This is a genomic window from Roseibium aestuarii (assembly GCF_008477545.1).
Lineage (GTDB): Bacteria > Pseudomonadota > Alphaproteobacteria > Rhizobiales > Stappiaceae > Roseibium > Roseibium aestuarii.
In genome coordinates this window covers 860,747-878,542 of sequence record NZ_VORA01000002.1, presented here as the reverse complement: position 1 = coordinate 878,542, position 17,796 = coordinate 860,747, and the positions used below count along the sequence as shown (strand labels likewise).

16 protein-coding genes are annotated in these 17,796 nt (G+C 64.8%); 6 read left to right on the top strand and 10 right to left on the bottom strand.

Annotated features, from left to right (window positions below):
* The 4 genes from FR728_RS12535 to FR728_RS12520 all read left to right on the top strand — a co-directional run bounded on the left by FR728_RS12535 (window position 1) and on the right by FR728_RS12520 (window position 4,564).
* The gene (locus tag FR728_RS12535; RefSeq protein WP_149892986.1) at window positions 1-912 is read left to right on the top strand and encodes an ABC transporter permease; all 912 of its coding nucleotides are present in this window, start codon (window positions 1-3) and stop codon (window positions 910-912) included.
* Window positions 905-1,705, top strand: coding sequence for an ABC transporter permease (locus tag FR728_RS12530; RefSeq protein ID WP_149892985.1), 801 nt, complete (start codon window positions 905-907; stop codon window positions 1,703-1,705). Before FR728_RS12535 ends, FR728_RS12530 begins: the two co-directional genes overlap by 8 nt.
* A gap of 71 nt (window positions 1,706-1,776) precedes the next feature.
* Entirely contained in the window at window positions 1,777-2,787 is a 1,011-nt protein-coding gene (locus tag FR728_RS12525; RefSeq protein ID WP_149892984.1) for an ABC transporter substrate-binding protein, read from the top strand.
* Between the two features lie 115 nt (window positions 2,788-2,902).
* On the top strand, window positions 2,903-4,564 hold the full coding sequence (locus FR728_RS12520) for an amidohydrolase (protein WP_149892983.1): 1,662 nt from the start codon (window positions 2,903-2,905) through the stop codon (window positions 4,562-4,564).
* Window positions 4,565-4,661: 97 nt separating this feature from the next.
* On the opposite strand, the gene FR728_RS12515 is transcribed toward FR728_RS12520, so the two are convergent.
* The 5 genes from FR728_RS12515 to FR728_RS12495 all read right to left on the bottom strand — a co-directional run bounded on the left by FR728_RS12515 (window position 4,662) and on the right by FR728_RS12495 (window position 11,329).
* A complete protein-coding gene (locus tag FR728_RS12515; RefSeq protein WP_149892982.1) occupies window positions 4,662-5,099 on the bottom strand; it encodes a universal stress protein in 438 nt (145 codons plus the stop codon).
* A gap of 18 nt (window positions 5,100-5,117) precedes the next feature.
* Window positions 5,118-7,754: a TRAP transporter permease gene (locus FR728_RS12510; RefSeq protein ID WP_149892981.1), complete on the bottom strand. Its 2,637-nt coding sequence runs from the start codon at window positions 7,752-7,754 to the stop codon at window positions 5,118-5,120.
* A gap of 237 nt (window positions 7,755-7,991) precedes the next feature.
* Window positions 7,992-8,954 carry a TAXI family TRAP transporter solute-binding subunit gene (locus tag FR728_RS12505; protein ID WP_149892980.1) on the bottom strand — a complete coding sequence of 321 codons (963 nt, stop codon included), beginning with the start codon at window positions 8,952-8,954 and terminating at the stop codon, window positions 7,992-7,994.
* A 132-nt stretch (window positions 8,955-9,086) separates the two neighbouring features.
* Entirely contained in the window at window positions 9,087-10,424 is a 1,338-nt protein-coding gene (locus tag FR728_RS12500) for an aspartate aminotransferase family protein (RefSeq protein WP_149892979.1), read from the bottom strand.
* A complete protein-coding gene (locus FR728_RS12495; protein WP_149892978.1) occupies window positions 10,421-11,329 on the bottom strand; it encodes a MurR/RpiR family transcriptional regulator in 909 nt (302 codons plus the stop codon). The genes FR728_RS12500 and FR728_RS12495 overlap by 4 nt, the downstream gene beginning before the upstream one ends.
* A 93-nt stretch (window positions 11,330-11,422) precedes the next feature.
* On the opposite strand from FR728_RS12495, the gene FR728_RS12490 reads away from it, so the two are divergent.
* A complete protein-coding gene (locus FR728_RS12490; RefSeq protein WP_149892977.1) occupies window positions 11,423-12,283 on the top strand; it encodes a beta-keto acid cleavage family enzyme in 861 nt (286 codons plus the stop codon).
* 18 nt (window positions 12,284-12,301) lie between these two features.
* Here the strand turns inward: FR728_RS12490 and FR728_RS12485 are convergent, their stop codons facing one another.
* Genes FR728_RS12485 through FR728_RS12475 form a run of 3 tightly spaced genes read right to left on the bottom strand, consistent with a single transcriptional unit; the run spans window position 12,302 to window position 14,872 of the window.
* The gene (locus tag FR728_RS12485) at window positions 12,302-13,267 is read right to left on the bottom strand and encodes a pirin family protein (protein WP_149892976.1); all 966 of its coding nucleotides are present in this window, start codon (window positions 13,265-13,267) and stop codon (window positions 12,302-12,304) included.
* Window positions 13,268-13,316: 49 nt separating this feature from the next.
* The gene (locus FR728_RS12480; protein WP_149892975.1) at window positions 13,317-13,925 is read right to left on the bottom strand and encodes an alpha/beta hydrolase; all 609 of its coding nucleotides are present in this window, start codon (window positions 13,923-13,925) and stop codon (window positions 13,317-13,319) included.
* An 8-nt stretch (window positions 13,926-13,933) separates the two neighbouring features.
* A complete protein-coding gene (locus FR728_RS12475; protein ID WP_149892974.1) occupies window positions 13,934-14,872 on the bottom strand; it encodes a ring-cleaving dioxygenase in 939 nt (312 codons plus the stop codon).
* A 124-nt stretch (window positions 14,873-14,996) separates the two neighbouring features.
* On the opposite strand from FR728_RS12475, the gene FR728_RS12470 reads away from it, so the two are divergent.
* Entirely contained in the window at window positions 14,997-15,908 is a 912-nt protein-coding gene (locus FR728_RS12470) for a LysR family transcriptional regulator (RefSeq protein ID WP_149892973.1), read from the top strand.
* A 72-nt stretch (window positions 15,909-15,980) separates the two neighbouring features.
* On the opposite strand, the gene FR728_RS12465 is transcribed toward FR728_RS12470, so the two are convergent.
* Window positions 15,981-17,285 (bottom strand): TRAP transporter large permease, encoded by a 1,305-nt coding sequence (locus FR728_RS12465; RefSeq protein ID WP_149892972.1) that lies wholly within the window; start codon window positions 17,283-17,285, stop codon window positions 15,981-15,983.
* Window positions 17,286-17,288: 3 nt separating this feature from the next.
* A complete protein-coding gene (locus FR728_RS12460) occupies window positions 17,289-17,786 on the bottom strand; it encodes a TRAP transporter small permease (RefSeq protein ID WP_149892971.1) in 498 nt (165 codons plus the stop codon).
* Window positions 17,787-17,796: the final 10 nt, after the last annotated feature.

Below are 17,796 nucleotides of genomic sequence, written 5' to 3'. Positions count from 1 at the left end.
ATGACAGATGCCGCTCTTGTCCATGTCCAGAAGGAACGCCGCAGCCGCTGGATGCTGCTGACCCCGGCGCTGGTCGTTCTCTTCATCGCGGCCTCCGGGCCGCTCCTGATCGTGATGCTCTATTCCTTCCTCACCGCCGGCCCTTATGGCGGGGTGGAGTGGAGTTTCTCCATCGACGGATGGTTCTCCGTTCTGCTGCAACGGGATTTCTTCTCCGAGGAGCTGACCTTCGCGGATGCCCATCTGTCGATCTTCTGGCGCTCGGTGAAACTGTCTTTGCTGACGGCGGTGATCACGTTCCTGATCGGCTTTCCGACCGCCTATTTCATCGCGACCCGGCCGAAGCGGCAGCGCGACATCTGGATGCTGTTGATCATCATTCCCTTCTGGACCAACCTGCTGATCCGCACCTTTGCGATCATGGAGCTGATCCGTGCGGAGGGAACGGTCAATCTTGTGCTCCTGTGGCTCGGCATCATCGACACGCCGATCCAGATGCTCTTCACCGAGTTCGCCGTGCTCTTCGGCATGGCCTATGTCTATCTGCCGCTCATGGTGCTGCCGATCTATGCCTCGCTGGAGCGGCTGGACTTCCGGCTGGTGGAGGCGGGCTATGATCTCTACGCCACCCGCTGGCAGGTGCTGAAGCGCATCATCTTCCCGCTCGCCAAGCCGGGGGTGATCGCCGGATCGATCCTCGTCTTCGTGCCGTCACTGGGCGCCTATGTCACGCCGCGCGTTCTGGGCGGCGGCAAGCAGCTGATGCTCGGCAACCTGATCGAGTTGCAGTTCGGGCAGGGGCGCAACTGGCCGCTGGGCGCAGCGCTCTCGCTGACCCTGCTCGCGATCGTGATGATCGCGCTCTTCGTCTATGTGCGGGCCGCAGGAACGGAGGAGAACGGGCATGGCTAGAACCTTCGACATTCGCCGGCAGACCGGCTTCCCGGCCATTGCCATGGCCTGCTTCATCCTGCTCTACCTGCCGATCATCCTGCTGGTGGCCTATTCCTTCAACGCCGGGTCGTCGGTGGCCGTTTGGGAAGGGTTCTCCTGGCGCTGGTATGCCTCGGCCTGGGAGAATGATCAGGTGCGGGCCGCGACCGTGCGCTCGCTCATCCTGGCGCTTTCGGCCACGGTTCTGGCGACGGCCTGTGCCGTGCCGGCCGCTCTTGCCATGGCCCGGCCCGGCCGCTTCAAGGGGCAGGGGCTGATCTTCGGGTTGATCAACCAGCCGCTCATGGTGCCGGAAATCGTCACTGCCGTGGCGCTGCTGATCGTCTTTGCGGCGGTCAAGGTTGCCACCGGCTACACGGGCATGGGCTATCTGATCCTCGCCCATTCGGCCTTTTGCATTCCCTTTGCCTACATGCCCATCAAGGCGCGGCTGGCCGGCATGGACCGGGCGCTGGAACAGGCGGGGCAGGATCTTTACGGAACCCCGTTCCGGGTGTTCCTGCGCATCACCCTGCCGCAGCTCTGGCCCGGTATTCTGGCCGGGGCCATGCTTGCCTTCGTCATCTCGCTGGATGACGTGGTGATTACCGAATTCGTGAAATCCGCAGGTCAGGACACGCTGCCCACCTACATGCTGGGTCAGCTGCGGCGGGTCGTGACCCCGGAAGTCAATGCCATCGCGACCGTGCTTCTCGGCATTTCGGTTGTCATGGTGGTGGCGTTCTTCTTCCTCAGCAAGAGCAGAAAATAAGCGGGGAAGCCTTCAGACCAGAGGACAGACAGCAGCAACAGGAGATCGAGATGACGCCTTTCGGAAGAACGATGACGGCCCTTGCCGCGCTCATGGTGAGCGTGCCCGCCCATGCAGCCGGCGAGCTGAACATCTACAACTGGGGCAATTACACCAGCCCCGAGATGATCGAGAAGTTCGAGAAGGCCTTCGATGTGAAGGTCACGGTCACGGACTATGACAGCAACGACACCGCGCTGGCCAAGATCAAGGCCGGGGGGCACGGCTTCGACATCGTCGTTCCGTCGGGCACCTATGTGCCGATCTTCATCTCCGAAGGCCTGCTGATGGAATCCAAGCCCAACGAGATGGAGAACTTTAAGCACATGGATCCCCAGTGGGTCGATGTGGGCTTCGATCCGGGCCGCAACTACACGGTTCCCTGGCAGTGGGGCACGGTGGGCGTGACGGTCAACACCTCCGTCTACAAGGGTGACATCAACACCGCCGCCATCTTCCTGGACCCGCCGGAGGAGCTGAAGGGCAAGATTTCCGTCGTGCCGGAAATGATGGATGTCATGAAGACCACCATCAAGTATCTGGGCGGCGAGCAGTGCACCGAGGACAAAGAGCTGCTGAAGAAGGTGCGCGACAAGCTGGTCGAGGCAAAGAAGGACTGGCTCTCGCTCGAATATGGCACCATCGAGAAATACGTGAAGGGTGACTATGCCGCCGGGGTGAACTGGAACGGCTCGTCCCTGCGCTCGCGCCTGCAGAACGAGGACATTGCCTTCGGCTATCCGCAGACCGGCTATCCGATCTGGATGGACAATGCGGCGATTCTCGCTGACGCCAAGAACGTGGATAACGCGAAGGCCTTCCTGAACTTCATCATGGAGCCGGAAAACGCCGCGATGATCTCCAACTTTGCCCGCTATGCCAATGGCATCAAGGGGTCGGAAGAGTTCATGGATCCGGTCATGGCCTCCGCGCCGGAAGTCATCATTCCGGACGACCTGAAGGCCGCCGGCTTCATGACCGAGACCTGCTCGCCGGAAGTCCGCAAGATCTACACGATGATCTGGACCGAACTGCAGAAGTAAGCCGACCGATCAGAAGCGCGCCGGGGGCTCCGGCGCGCCTTGTCCTTCCGCACTTCGGCCGCAGGGCCCGGGTGCGGCCTCCTTTCTTCCCTTTCCCTGACCGCACGGGGCTCTCATGTCTGCCGACCTGATCATTCTCAACGGACGTCTTGTGACGTTCGATCGCAATCGCCCCACGGCCTCGGCACTGGCCATCCGCGACGGGCGGATCCTCGCGGTCGGCGACACGGCGGAGATGCGCCTTCTGGCCGGTCCGGCGACGCGCTATGTGGATGCGGCCGGCGGCACGGTGCTGCCCGGATTCATCGACAGCCACGTGCATCTCTTCGGCGGGTCGGTGGAGCTCGATTATCTCAACCTCTACGGGGTGCGGGGTCTCGACACTCTGACCGCGCGGGTGCGCGCCTGGGCGGCCGAGTGCCCGGATGACAAGGTCGTCTTTGCGGTCCAGGCGGACTACACGATCCTCGGCGACGGGGTGGCGACCACCCGTCAGGCGCTGGATCAGGTGATGCCGGACCGGCCCTTCGCCATGTTTGCCCCCGACCATCACACCATGTGGGCCAATACCCGCGCGCTGGAACTTGTCGGTTTCCTGCATGGGGCGCAGGTGGACCAGGGTTCGGAGATCATGATGGCCGCCGACGGCACGGCCACGGGAGAGCTGCGCGAACCGGCGGCCTATGGTCCGGTGCTGGCGTTGACGCGCTTCGGCGGGCGGGAGCTGCTCGGCATGGTCAGCGGCTCGGATCCGGTGCCGCCGGCGACCCCGGCCCAGAGAGCGCTGGACAAGGCGGCGCTCATCTACGGGCTGAAGCATTGTGCGGCGCAGGGCATTACCGGCCTGCACAACATGGATGGCAACTTCTACCAGCTGGAGCTTCTCAGCGAGCTGGAAGCTGAGGGCGAATTGCTCTGCCGCACGGAAATTCCGTTCCACTTCAAGAATTTCGACAAGATCGAGCGGTTCGAGGAAGCCGTCGAGATGCGGCGCCGCTATCAGGGCGACTGGGTCTGGTGCAACCGGGTGAAGATGTTCATCGACGGGGTGGTGGAAAGCTCCACGGCGCTCATGCTCGAGCCCTATCCCGGGCTCGAAACCTATGGGGATGCGGTCTTCACCCAGGAGCATTTCAATGCGGCCGTGGTCAAGGCCGACGAGCTCGGCTTCCAGCTCGCGGTTCACGCCATCGGCGATGCAGGGATCCGCTGGACGCTGGATGCCTATGAGCTGGCGCGCAAGACCAATGGCGCGCGGGACAGCCGTCATCGGATCGAGCATATCGAGATCCTGCATCCTGATGACCTGCCCCGGTTCAAGGATCTCGGAGTCGTCGCCTCCATCCAGCCGGGGCACGCGCCCTTTGGCGGCGTCTTCCCGCCGGGTGGGGTGGCGAAGATGCTGCATCCGCGCCAGATCTCGACCGCCTATGCCTGGCAGGATATCCGCGCCACCGGCACGCCGGTGATCTTCTCCACCGACTGGCCGGTGATCGGCGTGGAGGTCATGCCGACCATCAAGGCGGCCATCGCGCCGGTGGATCTCGGTTCTCCCTGGCGGGATCAGACCCAGTCTCTCCATGACACGCTGGAAAGCTACACGGCGATGAATGCCTGGGTGGAGTTCAACGAGGAGCGGAAGGGCAAGCTGATGCCCGGGATGATGGCCGATATCGCCGTCATGTCCCACGACCTGGAGAACCTGCCGGCAGCCGAGATCACGCAGGCGCGCTGCATCACCACCATCGCAGGCGGGCGCATCACCTATCAGGCGTGAACCGCCCGGCCTTGTTCCCGCTTTGCCTGACCCTGTGAAACGAAAGAAGCCCCGGTCATGGACCGGGGCTTCCTGCATCTCAGGGCGTGACGCGGTGTTAGTCCGTGTCGGGGCGCACCACATAGACGGACTGGCGGGCGTGGCGCACGACGCGGGCGGCGTTGGGGCCGAGCAGATAGTCGCTCAGCTCCGGCCGATGGGCGCCGAGCACGATCACATGGCTGTCGATGCGGTTGGCCACGGACATGATCTCGTCATAAATCGTGCCGTGGGCGATGTGGCCCTTCACGCCCGAGGGATCGGCCGCATGGGTGCCGAGGAAGTCGCGCAGGGCATCCCGCGCGCGCTCCAGCACGCCCTTTTCATCGGCCGGACGGAAGTAGGATCCGACAATAGGCATGTTGTAGGTGGGCACTACCAGAAGGGCATGGAGTTCAGCCGAAAGCAGGGAGGCCTGAGCCTCCGCCACCTTCAGCAGGTGGACGGCCGAAGCCTCGTCCGCGATGTCCAGCGCCAGAAGGACTCTCTTTGTCATGGGTCAGGTCTCCAGGGCTCAGAAGGCAGGAACGGTCTGGCGGCGGCGCTGCATGGCGACCACGAGGCCGAGCAGCAGCAAGGCGGGGATGTAGAAGACTTCCTTCGGCATCCGTTCCGCCGGCATCTGCACCTTGGCGATCACCACGCTTTCATCGGCGTAATAGTCGTAGCCCTGCAGGTCGGAGAAGTAGCGGGTGCCGGGGAAAGGTTCTTCCAGCAGCATCTTGTCGCCATCTTCCATGACGGTCAGGCCCACGTTGGCAAGACGGGTCTCGCCATCGGCAATCGGGCCCAGCTCGACCATCATGGTCAGCTCGTCGATCTGGTCCGGCTTGTCGAAGTCGGGGCCGGAGACGACAATGCGCAGCGTCGCGTTTTCGGGAGCCTCGGCGGCGAGAGCCACCACATCGGTGCCCGGACGGTCGATGAAGGGTGGCTGGACATAGTCGAGCCAGAAGCCCGGGCGGAACAGGGTGAAGGCCACCACGAGCAGGGCTGCGGTTTCCCAGATCCTGCTTTTCGCCAGGAAGTAGCCCTGGGTCGCCGCTGCGAAGAGCATCATGGCCACCACCGCCACGCCGAAGACGAAGACGGCCTTCAGCGGCGTCACGTCGATGAGCAGCAGCTCGGTGTTGAAGAGGAACAGGAAGGGCAGCAGGGCGGTGCGGATGTCATAGGCAAAGCCCTGGATACCCGTCTTGATCGGATCCCCGCCGGAAATGGCGGCCGCGGCAAAGGCTGCCAGACCCACAGGAGGCGTGTCGTCGGCGAGAATGCCGAAGTAGAACACGAAGAGGTGGACGGCGACCAGCGGAACGATCAGGCCGGACTGGGCGCCGACCGTCACGATGACCGGGGCCATCAGGGACGACACCACGATGTAGTTGGCCGTGGTGGGAAGGCCCATGCCGAGAACGAGGCTCATGACGGCAACGAGCAGCAGCATGACCATCAGGTTGCCGCCGGACAGGAACTCGACGAACTCGCCGATGACCTGATGGGCGCCGGTGAGGGACACGGTGCCGACGATGATGCCGGCTGCGCCGGTGGCCACGCCAATGCCGATCATGGACCTTGCACCGGCGACCATGCCGTTGCCGAAGTCGACGAAGCCCTGCCGGATGCTCTGCGACATGGTGGACCCGGTCTTGCGCAGCATGGACTTCAGCGGGTGCTGGGTCAGGACGATGAAGATCATCGCGACGGTGGCCCAGTAGGCGGAGGTCATCGGCGACAGGCGCTCGACCAGGATCGACCAGATCAGGACAACGATCGGCAGCAGGAAGTAGAAGCCGGTGATGGCCACGTCCCAGGCGCGCGGCAGCTCGTCAATGGGGGCGTTGGGGTCATCCATCTCCAGATCGGGATGGCGGGCCGCCACGGCCAGCAGGACCACGTAGGCCACGAGGAAGGTCAGGGCCGCTGCGGTGAAGGTGAGGCCCGGGAAGGCGACCTTGATCCAGCCGAGGCCGTAGTAGACCACGGCGGCGAGGGCTGCCATCAGGATGAAGCCGAGCAGCACGCCCGAGAGGCGGCTGGCGATCGATGCGGTGACGGACGGACGCTTCAGGCCCTTGAGGCCCAGCTTCAGGGCCTCCAGATGCACGATGTAGACCAGGGCGATGTAGGAAATGATCGCCGGCAGGAACGCGTGCTTGATCAGCTCCGGATAGGAGACGCCGGTGAACTCGGAGATGAGAAAGGCGGCTGCCCCCATGACCGGCGGGGTCAGCTGGCCGTTGGTGGAGGAGGCCACCTCGACGGCGCCGGCCTTTTCCGGCTTGAAGCCGGTGCGCTTCATCAGGGGAATGGTGAAGGTGCCGGTGGTCACCACGTTGGCAATCGACGAACCGGAATAGAGGCCCGAGAGCGCGGAGGCGACGACGGCGGCCTTGGCGGGGCCACCGCGCAGGTGGCCGAGCAGGGCGAAGGCCAGCTTGATGAAGTAGTTGCCCGCGCCGGCCTTTTCCAGCAGGGCGCCGAAGAGCACGAAGAGGAAGATCATGGAGGCGGAAACGCCGAGCGCCACGCCGAAGACCCCTTCGGTCTGCATCCAGTAGTGCCACATGGCCTTGCCGAGGGATGCGCCCTTCCACTGGATGGCTTCCGGCATGAAGGAGAGGTGGCCGAAGAAGACGTAGAAGACGAAGATGCTGGCGACGATGACCAGCGGCAGGCCGAGGGCGCGATAGACTGCGATGGCCAGCGAGATCATGCCGATGGCGGAGATGGCAATGTCTGCGGTGGTGGGCAGACCTGCACGCTGGGCGATCGCATCCTTGAAGAACAGCAGGTAGAGGCAGCTTGCAGCGCCGAGGATCGCGAGAATCCAGTCATACCAGGGCACGCGGTTGCGCGGGCTCGACTTGAACAGCGGATAGGCGAGCATCGCCAGGACAAGGGCGAAGGCCAGGTGGATCTGGCGGGATTCCTGGTTGTTGAAGACCAGGTTCAGCCCCAGGGACTGGGTCAGGACGAAGGGAAGATCCGACGCGATGTAGAGCTGGAAGGCGGACCAGACGAAGGCGAGGGCGAGGATGAACTTGCCTACCATGCCTGCCGCGCTGCGCGCACCGGTTTCCACCTCGGCGACCATCATGTCGACGTCGACATTGGATTTCTGAGTTTGTGAGTGATCGTTTGCGACCGACATGCGTGTTCCCCTCAATACCCCTCATGGCATCCGGACGGGCCTTTCGTCCGGATGAGGCCCGGCCTCTCCTGCGGGAGAGCGCCCAGCATTACCACCTGTTAAGGAGTTTGACGTGTTTCAACCGCCCCGTCCACGTCCGGTTGAAGATACCGGGACCAGGGGCGATGCGCTGATTTCATGGCTGAAAAACAGGAAAAGGCCGGGCAGCGGGTGCCCGGCCTTTCCAAGCGGGTGGACTTACATCCAGCCGCGTTCCTTGTAGTACTTCACGGCGCCCGGATGAAGCGGAGCAGAGAGACCGTCCTTGATCATCTCTTCTTCCTTCAGGTTGGAGAAGGCCGGGTGCAGCTTCTTGAAGGCGTCGAAGTTGTCGAAGACGGCCTTCACGACGGTGTAGACGACTTCGTCAGACACGTCGGCGGAGGTGATGAAGGTCGCGCCCACGCCGAAGGTGGTGACGTCGGCGTCGGTGCCCTTGTACATGCCGCCCGGAATGGTGGCGACGCGGTAGTAGGGGTTCTCGGCGACCAGCTTGTCGATCGGCGCGCCGGTCACGGAAACCAGCTCGACGTCACAGGTGGTTGCGGCTTCGGTCACGGCAGCGGCCGGGTGACCCACGGTGTAGATCATGGCGTCGATCTTGCCGTCGCACAGGGCCTGGGCCATTTCGGCGCCCTTCAGCTCGGCGGCCAGCGCGAAGTCTTCCATCTTCATGCCGAAGGCATCCATGACGACTTCGGTGGTGGCGCGCATGCCGGAACCGGCGTTGCCCACGTTGACCTTCTTGCCCTTCAGGTCTTCGAACTTGGCAATGCCCGAGCCCTTCAGGACGATGAGGGTGAACGGCTCCGGATGGACGGAGAAGACAGCGCGTTCCTTTTCGAAGGCGCCCTGTTCAGCGAACTGGGAGGTGCCGTGATAGGCATGGTACTGCCAGTCGGACTGGGCCACGCCGAATTCCAGCTCGCCAGCGCGAACGGTGTTGATGTTGTAGACAGAACCGCCGGTGGATTCTGCGGAGCAACGGATGCCGTGTTCCTTGCGGTCCTTGTTCACCAGACGGCAGATTGCACCACCGGTCGGGTAGTACACGCCGGTGACGCCACCGGTGCCGATGGAGATGAACTGGTCGGCGGAGGCCGCGGAAGCGGTCATGCCGAGGGCGAATGCGCCAAGCATGGCGGACTTCATGAACTTCATTGTCGTTCCCCTGTTGGTGAAGGGTGCTGGATCAGGTCCAGAACCCCAGTCAAACACAGACCAGCTGGTCGGTGAAGGTGTGAAGGGAGAAAAGACGGGCCGACGTGTGGCCGATCGGCCTGTCCTGTCCCGCTAGTTCGAAGAAATCGTACTTAGAGCCGCACCAATCGCTTGTCCAAGGCGGTTCACGATGGTTTCCACGTCTTTTTCGGTCACGATGAAGGGCGGCGCGAGCAGGATGTGATCGCCGCTGCGTCCGTTGATCGTGCCGCCCATCGGGTAAACCATCAGGCCCCGCTCCATGGCTTCGCGCTTGATGCGGGCATGCAGTTTCAGGGCCGGGTCGAAGGGTTCCTTCGTCTCGCGGTCACGCACCAGCTCGACGCCCATGAAGAGGCCCCGGCCGCGAATGTCACCCACATGCGGGTTCTGGCCGAGCTGTTCGTGGAGCTGTGCGGAGAGGAAATTGCCCATGGCGCGCACGTTGTCGAGCAGGTGGTCGCGGCGGATCACGGTCTGCACGGCCACGCCGGCGGCAGCTGCCATCGGGTGGCCCATGTAGGTGTGGCCATGCTGGAAGAAGCCGGTGCCATTGGCGAAGGCCTCGAAGATGCGGCGGCTGAGCAGGGTCGCGCCGATCGGCTGATAGCCGCCGCCGAGGCCCTTGGCGATGCTGAGCAGATCCGGGACGATGTCGTCCTGCTCGCAGGCGTAGAGGCTGCCGGTCCGCCCCATGCCGCACATGACCTCGTCGAGGATCAGCAGCACGCCGTACTTGTCGCAGATCTCGCGGATGCGGCGGAAATAGCCGGGTGCGGGGGGAATGGCACCAGCGGTGGCGCCGACGACCGGCTCCGCCACGAAGGCCATGACCTCTTCGGCGCCGAGCTCGAGGATCTTGTCCTCCAGTTCCTGGGCTGCCCGCAGACCGTAGTCCTCCAGGCTCTCGCCGTCCTTCTGCTCGCGGTAGGCATAGCAGGGGGCGATATGGTGGGTCTCGATCAGCAGCGGGCTGAACTGGGTGCGGCGCCATTCGTTGCCGCCGGCGGCCAGCGCGCCCAGGGTGTTGCCGTGGTAGCTCTGGCGACGGGCGATCACGTGGCGACGCTGGGGCTGGCCGGTCTCGACGAAATACTGGCGCGCCATTTTGAGCGCGGCCTCGACCGCTTCCGATCCGCCGCTCACCAGATAGACGTGGTCCAGGCCTTCAGGGGCTGCTTCGACCAGCATGTCGGCCAGGCGCTCGGCGACTTCGGTGGTGAAGAAGCCGGTATGGGCATAGGCCATCCGGTCCAGCTGCTCGTGCAGGGCGGCCAGCACATCCGGGTGGCCGTGACCCAGGCAGGAGACCGCGGCGCCACCGCTGGCGTCGATGTAGCGCTTGCCGGTCTGGTCCGTGATCTCGATCCCGGCGCCGGAGACGGCGACCGGCAGGGTGGCGTGAATGGAGCGATGGAGAAGGTGGGTCATCTTGCCTTGATCCCGTTTGCGGCGGGGACGGGGGTCCGTTCGGCCGCATGGGTTTGGAAGTCGGTGTGGTAGTCGTCGAGGCTCTTCAGCGCCCGAAGGGTGTCTTCCCCGCCATGGCCGGCGATGAGCACGGCCAGGACTTCGGCGAGCGCGAAGATGGGGGTCATCGTGTGATAGAAGCCGGGGCTTTCCGTGGCGGCGAGAAGGGGGTGGTCGGCCAGGCGTGCAAGCGGCGACACCGCGCTGTCGGTCAGGGCGACGATCCGCATGCCCCGCTCCTTCGCATAGGTCGCGAGGTCCAGGGTCTGGCGGGTATAGGGCAGCACGCTGGCAACGAAGAGCACGTCCTGCGGCTCGGCATAGCGGATTGCATCCGGGCCGGTGCCGGCGATGCCGTCGAGGAGAACGGATTTCTCGCCGATCAGGCTGAGGATGTAGTGCATCTGGAAGGCGACCGGATGGCTGGCGCGCAAGCCGAGGCAGTAGACCCGCCGGGCCTCCGCGATGGCGCGCGCGGCGACCGTGATGGTGCGCAACACGTTCGGAGACGTCAGCGCCTGGATCTGTCCGTGGATGGCCGTGAAGAGGTTGGCGGCCAGTGCCTCTTCTCCCTCCAGCTGCTGCAAGCGGGCGTGATGTCCGGCCTTTGTGGCAAAGCCGCCGGTGAGGGCTCGCATGGCATCCGCATAGAGGGTGCGCACCTCGTCGTAGCCCTCATAGCCGTTCTGCTTGGCCAGCCGCATCATGGTCGCCGGCTGCACACCCGCGCGCCGGGCCTGTTCGCGCATCGACAGCAGCGCCACATCGCGCGGGTTGTCGATCACATAGCGGGCCGCTTTCTGCAGTTCGGCCGAGAGACCGGGGAAAGCGGCGATCAGAGCCTGTGTGAGGGGCGGGTGTTCCATGGGCGGGCAGCTTAGTCCCGTTTATTTGGGCTTGCAACAACTGTTGCAAGTTGGCATTGGAAGGATCAATTGAAACATGAATAGGATGCTGCCATGACCGGCGCCCCCGCCTTCCAGATCAGTGGCCTCAAGGACATTGCCATTGCCGTCGCGCCCAATGGCGGGCGCAAGACGCGGGCCGATCATCCGAACGTGCCGCTGACGCCTGCCGATCTGGCGGGAACGGCGATGGATTGCCTGAGTGAAGGCGCGGCGATGATCCATGTTCACGTGCGCAAGCCGGATGGAACGCATCTTCTGGATGCGGATGCCTATCGGGATGTGATCCATGCCATCCGGGCCGAGGTCGGGTCCCGCATTCTGGTGCAGATCACCAGCGAGGCGCTCGGGATCTATTCGCCGCAGGAACAGATCGACGTGGTGCGGGCCGTGCGGCCCGAGGCCGTGTCGCTTGCCTATCGCGAGCTTGTGCGCAGCGATGCGGACCTGCCGGCCTTCCTCGATCTTCTGGGCTGGATGAAGCGGGAGCAGGTGCTGCCGCAGATCATTCTCTATGCGCCGGAGGATGCGCGCCAGCTGGAGGCACTGCGCCAGCGCGGCGACCTGCCCTTCGCCGACATTCCGGTGCTTTATGTGCTGGGGCGTTACACCACGTCGCAGACGTCAGAACCGGCCGATCTGCTGCCGTTCCTGGCCGACGGCGAGCCGCGCTTTGCCCACTGGAGCGTGTGTGCCTTCGGGCGCCACGAGACGGCCTGTCTCACCATGGCGGGCCTGCTGGGTGGCCATGCCCGGACGGGCTTCGAGAACAACACCCATCTGCCCAATGGCCGGATTGCCAGTTCCAATGCGGAGCTGGTGGAGGCGGTCGCAAGCAGTCTGCGCGGCAACGGCATCAGCCTGATGGATGCGGAAGGCCTGCGCGCCAGCATCTGCGCGGTGCTGCAAGGCTGAGGGTTCAGGGTTTGGGGTTCAGGGCTTGGGGCGCTTGAGTTTCAGTCGCTCCATGTCGTCGGTGATGGGGATGAAGTCGTCTGCGTCGCCGGGGGGCAGATGGAAGGGGCCTTCCGCCCAGTCTGCCCGCTTCCAGGCCGCCTTGGCCTGCTCGATCTTCTCGGGCGAGGACGAGACGAAGTTCCACCAGATGTAGCGCGGTCCGTTGAGGGTCTCGCCGCCCAGGGCCATGAGCCGGGCGCCTTGCGGCCCGGCGGTGAGGGTGATGCGGTCGCCCGGCCGGAAGACCATCATGCGCCCCGCCTCGAAGGTGTCGCCGGCCACGTGCACCGATCCCTCCGTGATGTAGATACCCCGGTCCTCGTGGTCGTCGGGCAGGGGCAGGCGCGCCCCGGGAGCCAGGGTCACGTCCGCATAGAAGATGTCGCTGTGCATGGTGACCGGCGCGCGCTCCCCCCAGGCAGAGCCCAGGATGAGCCTTGCGCTGGCGCCACCCTCCTGCAACAGGGGCAAGGCGTCGCGGCCGTGATGCTCGAAGGCCGGAGCCATGTCTTCCTTGTCTTCGGGCAACGCCACCCAGGTCTGGATGCCGAAGAGCGAATGGGGGGCAGAGCGGGTCTGCGGGCTCGTGCGCTCCGAATGGGTGACGCCCTTGCCCGCGAGCATCCAGTTGACCTCGCCCGGGTGGATCATCTGGTTGGTGCCCAGGCTGTCGCGATGCTGGAACTCGCCCTTGTAGAGATAGGTCACGGTGCCCAGCCCGATATGGGGATGGGGGCGGACGTCGATGCCGTTCGAGGTCAGGAACTCGGCCGGCCCCACCTGATCGAAGAAGATGAAGGGGCCGACCATCTGCCGCCTGGGCGAGGGCAGGGCCCGGCGCACCTCGAAGCCGCCGATGTCCCGCGCGCGGGGAATGATCAGGGTTTCAAGGCTGTCGGGAGATCCACCCGAGGCGGCATCTTGCATCGGATTCCAGCTCATGGGATTGGTCCTCGTCTCTTGCCGTTGGAGCGCCGGGGCAGGCGCCCGGTCAGCTTGTCAGAAAGCGCTGAAGGGCGACAAGTTCTTCCTGCCGGATCTCGTGTCCGCCACGATGCGTCACGACCTCGGGCGCAGCACCGCCGGCGCGGAAATGATCGATGAGCGACTGGGTCAGCGGCAAGGGGCAGATCGGGTCCATCTGTCCCGCCGTGATCAGCAGCTTCAGGTTCTCGTACCGATTGCCCTTCGGCGGATCGAAGGGGATGAGCGGGTGCAGCAGGGCCGCCCGATCCACCAGATCGCCATGGTGGAGGAGAACATTGGCCAGAATGTTGGCGCCGTTCGAATAGCCGAAGGCATAGAAGGGCGCGCCCTCGTGGGCGGCGCGATGGGCGCGGATGAACGCGGCCATCTTTTGCGTCGCCCTGGCGAGATCCGGCATGTCATAGACCCCTTCACCGGTGCGCCGGAAGAAGCGGGCGGCACCGTGCTCGGAGACGTCGCCCCGGGGAGAGAGGATGCCCGCTCCCGGGTGGATCTGGCGGACCAGATCAAAGAACTGGTTCTCGTCACCCCCCGTGCCGTGCAGGGCAAGGATCATGGGTGCCTGCGGGTCCGGCTGGCGGACCCGCGTTGCATATAGCTCCAGATCGGTCATGGCCCGGGTCACGCTCCTCTGGTCAGGGGCGGCAGCTGGGCCTCGATGCGGGCCCGATGCGGCTCGTAGCGGGTGGGCAGCTTCAGGGCTTCGCCCAGATGTGCCGTGTCCTCGTCCCGGTCGAAACCGGGTTCGTTGGTGGCGATCTCGAAAAGAACGCCGCCGGGGGTGCGGAAGTAGATGGCCCAGAAGTAGTCGCGGTCGATGACCGGGGTCACCTGATAGCCGGTGTCCATCAGGGCCTTGCGCACCTCGAGCTGGGCCGCGCGATCCTCCACGGCGAAGGCGATATGGTGCACGGATCCGGCGGCCTGCCGGGCGGCCGAAGCCCCGGGCATGGCCTGCAGGTCGATGGTGTCGGCCGCATTGCCGCCTGCCACCTTGAGGCGGATCAGATCCCCCTGCCGGTCGACTTCCTCGTAGCCCATGAAGGTGAGGAGCTCGGCCGTCGCATCCGGGTCCCGCAGCTGGAAGCGCGCGCCATGGAAGCCGAGGATGCCGACATCCTCCGGCACATCTCCGCCCGTCCAGGGCTTGCGGTCGCGGATATCGCTTTCCACGAGGGCCAGACCGTCGCCGTCGGGTCCGTCAAAATGCAGGCGGTCTTCGCCGAAGGCGGTCTGGCGGCTGAGGCCGGTCAGGCCAAGGTCGCTCAACCGTTCCTGCCAGAAGGGGAGGGAACCGCGCGGGACGGCGAATTCGGTCACGCCGACCTCGCCCGCTCCGCGGCTGCCGCGGGGGATCGGGCCATAGGGGAAATAGGTCATGACCGAGCCGGGGGTGCCGACTTCGTCGCCATAATAGAGATGATAGACATCGGGGGCGTCGAAGTTGACCGTGGTCTTGACCCGGCGCATGCCGAGCGTGTCGGTGAAGAAGGCATTGTTTTCGCCAGCACTTGCGGCGAGGGACGTAACGTGATGCAGGCCCCGGATCTGGGTGATCATCCTGGTGTCCTCCGGTTGGTGGTGCGGGTGGTCCGCTGTCTGACCGAAAGAATGGGGCGCAGGGCCTAATTGCGCAACGGACAACAAATATGCATTTATTGTTGTTAAAAATGGAATGATCAAGATGGATGACCTGAAATCGATCCGGGTGTTTCTCGAGGTCGCGGGGCAACGCAGCTTTGCCGGGGCCGCCCGCACGCTCGGCATGACGCCTGCGTCGGTGACGCGCATCCTGGCGCGGCTGGAAGAGGAGCTCGGGCTGCAGCTCCTGCTGCGCACCACGCGCAAGGTTTCGCTGACCAGTGCGGGGGCCATGGTGGCCGCACGCTTCGCCCCGCTGGTGGAGGGGTTTGACGACGCGCGGGCGGAGATCGCCCGGGCCAGCCTGCCGGATCGCGGTCGGCTGCGGATCAGCGCGCCGCTCTCCATGGGGCTGAAGGTTCTGCCCGATCTGCTGCCGGCCTTTCAGGCGCGCTATCCGGACATCGAGGTGTCGCTGAACCTGACGGACCGGCTTGTCGATATCCTGGAAGATGACTGCGATCTGGCGATCCGCATCTCGGAGGCTCCTCAGGACAAGTCGACCATCTGGCGCAAGATCTGCGAGGTGCCCCGGGTCATCGTTGCCGCGCCCGCCCTTTTCAAGCGCATCGCGCCGGTCAGCGCGCCAGAGGACCTGTCGCCCGACGTCTGCCTTTCCTACAGCCAGACCGGTCAGCCGGAGCGCTGGCTGCTGCGCCGGGAGCAGAGCGAGCGAGCCGTGCGGGCGGGCAGTCGGGTGGTGACCAACAGCGGCGACATGCTGCTGTCGCTGGTGGAAAACGGACATGGCATGGCCCTTCTGCCGCGCTTCATGGCGCAGGAGGGGCTTGATCGGGGAACGCTTGTCCAGGTGTTGCCCGACTGGCAGGTGAAGGGCCTCTGGCTCACCCTCTTCTATCCGCCCTATGACCGGCTGCCGCCGCTGGTTACGACCTTCTCGGACTTCTTCGAGACCCATATCCGCGACAAGGATCTTGCCTTCGCCTGGGGCTGAGGTGCAGGCGTGGGCCAAAAAAAAGCCCCTGCGCGCCGGAGCGGGCAGGGGCCACAGGGGAAAGCCTGAGGGTCAGTCGAACATGGAGTTCGGCAGGACCAGAGCGATGTCCGGGAAGGCGATGATCAGCAGCAGGGCGACGATCATGGCCAGAAGGAAGGGGAAGACCCCCCGGAAGATGGTGCTCAGGGGCACGTCGCCCGCCACACCGCGCACGACGAAGACGTTGAGGCCGACCGGTGGGGTGATCATGCCCATTTCGATCACGATCACCGCGACGACGCCGAACCAGATCGGGTCGAAGCCATGCTGCAGGATGATCGGGAAGACGATCGGAATGGAGACCACCAGCATGGCCAGACCGTCCATGAACATGCCCATCACCACATAGGCCAGGATGATCACGATCAGCGAACCGTAGGGGCCGAGGCCGAGGCTCTGGAGGCCTTCGCCGAGGATGGTCGGAATGTGGGTCACCGCGAAGAACGGGTTCAGCACATTGGCGCCGATGACGATCATGTAGAGCATGGCCGTCGTCTTCAGGGTGTCGAGCAGGGCCTTGCGGAAGCTGTCCATGGAGAGCTGGCGCTTGATCAGGGCCAGCAGGATCACCAGCGCTGCACCGATGCCCGAGGCCTCGACCGGGGTGAAGGCCCCGACATAGATGCCGCCGATGGACAGGACGATGACGGCGAGCAGCGGACCGGCCTGGCCGAGATGGGCGATCTTCTGGCGCAGCGACAGGGCTTCACCTGCGGGACCTGCGGCGGGATCGCGCCAGGCGACGAACCAGACCACGGCGATGAAGAGCACCACCAGCAGCAGTCCCGGCAGGATGCCGGCCATGAAGAGGCGGCCGATCGACTGTTCCGTCAGGATGGCATAGAGCACGAAGCCGGTCGAGGGCGGGATCAGGAAGCCCAGCGTGCCGCCGGCCGCGATCGCTCCGGTCGCCAGGCTGTCCGCATAGCCGAGGCGTCGCATCTCGGGCAGGGCGACCTTGCCGAGGGTGACAGCGGTTGCGACCGAGGAGCCGGAGACGGCGGAGAAGGCGGCGCATCCCAGCACGGAGGCCGAGGCGAGGCCGCCCCGGAACCGGCCCACCCAGGCATAGGCGGCGTCATAAAGACCCCGGCTGAAACCGGCGGCCGACGAGATGTTACCCAGCAGGATGAACATGGGGATGACGACGAGGGACTCGGCCGTCACCGAGGAATAGCTCTCCGTGACCAGGACCGCACCGGCGGTGCGCAGACCCTCCAGGCCCCACAGGCCGAAGAAGCCGACGAAGAGCATGGCGAAGGCGACGGGGGTGCGGAGCGCCAGGAGAAGAAACAGGCCGGCGATACCGAGCAGGCCGATGGTGGCGGGGCTCATGTCTTATTTCTTTCCGCTCAGAAGCATGACGATCTGGGCGAGGTAGACCAGGACGCACAGGGCAGTGCCGGCGACGAGGATGGCGTAGAACGGCCAGATCGGCAGGTCGAGCATGTTGGTGGCGTCCTCGAACTCGAAGGCATCGAGGGCCTTGAGCCAGGCTCGCCAGACCAGATGGCCAAGCACGCCGACGGCGAGGACGCGGGAGAGGAGGTCGCCGAAGAGGCGGCCCCAGCGGCCCAGCAGGTTGTCGAAGACATCGACCCCCACATGACCGTCGTGGGCGGTGCAATAGGGCAGGGCCGACATGACCAGGGCGAGCGAGGTGAGCTGGACAATCTCGTTGGAGCCGAGGATGGGCTGGCCGAAGAGGTAGCGCATCACCACGCCGACGGCGATCACGATCACCATGAAGAGCAGGCAGAGGGCGCCGAAGCCAGCCAGGAGGAGAGTGGCCTGGTGGTAGGATCTCCACCAGGCCGGACGCGTATCTTGCATCATGGGTCGCTTG

Bases quoted from the DNA above. Each gene is read 5' to 3' on its own strand.
- FR728_RS12535 (WP_149892986.1), top strand. From the start codon at position 1: ATGACAGATGCCGCTCTTGTCCATGTCCAGAAGGAACGCCGCAGCCGC.
- FR728_RS12530 (WP_149892985.1), top strand. From the start codon at position 905: ATGGCTAGAACCTTCGACATTCGCCGGCAGACCGGCTTCCCGGCCATT.
- FR728_RS12525 (WP_149892984.1), top strand. From the start codon at position 1,777: ATGACGGCCCTTGCCGCGCTCATGGTGAGCGTGCCCGCCCATGCAGCC.
- FR728_RS12520 (WP_149892983.1), top strand. From the start codon at position 2,903: ATGTCTGCCGACCTGATCATTCTCAACGGACGTCTTGTGACGTTCGAT.
- FR728_RS12515 (WP_149892982.1), bottom strand. From the start codon at position 5,099: ATGACAAAGAGAGTCCTTCTGGCGCTGGACATCGCGGACGAGGCTTCG.
- FR728_RS12510 (WP_149892981.1), bottom strand. From the start codon at position 7,754: ATGTCGGTCGCAAACGATCACTCACAAACTCAGAAATCCAATGTCGAC.
- FR728_RS12505 (WP_149892980.1), bottom strand. From the start codon at position 8,954: ATGAAGTTCATGAAGTCCGCCATGCTTGGCGCATTCGCCCTCGGCATG.
- FR728_RS12500 (WP_149892979.1), bottom strand. From the start codon at position 10,424: ATGACCCACCTTCTCCATCGCTCCATTCACGCCACCCTGCCGGTCGCC.
- FR728_RS12495 (WP_149892978.1), bottom strand. From the start codon at position 11,329: ATGGAACACCCGCCCCTCACACAGGCTCTGATCGCCGCTTTCCCCGGT.
- FR728_RS12490 (WP_149892977.1), top strand. From the start codon at position 11,423: ATGACCGGCGCCCCCGCCTTCCAGATCAGTGGCCTCAAGGACATTGCC.
- FR728_RS12485 (WP_149892976.1), bottom strand. From the start codon at position 13,267: ATGAGCTGGAATCCGATGCAAGATGCCGCCTCGGGTGGATCTCCCGAC.
- FR728_RS12480 (WP_149892975.1), bottom strand. From the start codon at position 13,925: ATGACCGATCTGGAGCTATATGCAACGCGGGTCCGCCAGCCGGACCCG.
- FR728_RS12475 (WP_149892974.1), bottom strand. From the start codon at position 14,872: ATGATCACCCAGATCCGGGGCCTGCATCACGTTACGTCCCTCGCCGCA.
- FR728_RS12470 (WP_149892973.1), top strand. From the start codon at position 14,997: ATGGATGACCTGAAATCGATCCGGGTGTTTCTCGAGGTCGCGGGGCAA.
- FR728_RS12465 (WP_149892972.1), bottom strand. From the start codon at position 17,285: ATGAGCCCCGCCACCATCGGCCTGCTCGGTATCGCCGGCCTGTTTCTT.
- FR728_RS12460 (WP_149892971.1), bottom strand. From the start codon at position 17,786: ATGATGCAAGATACGCGTCCGGCCTGGTGGAGATCCTACCACCAGGCC.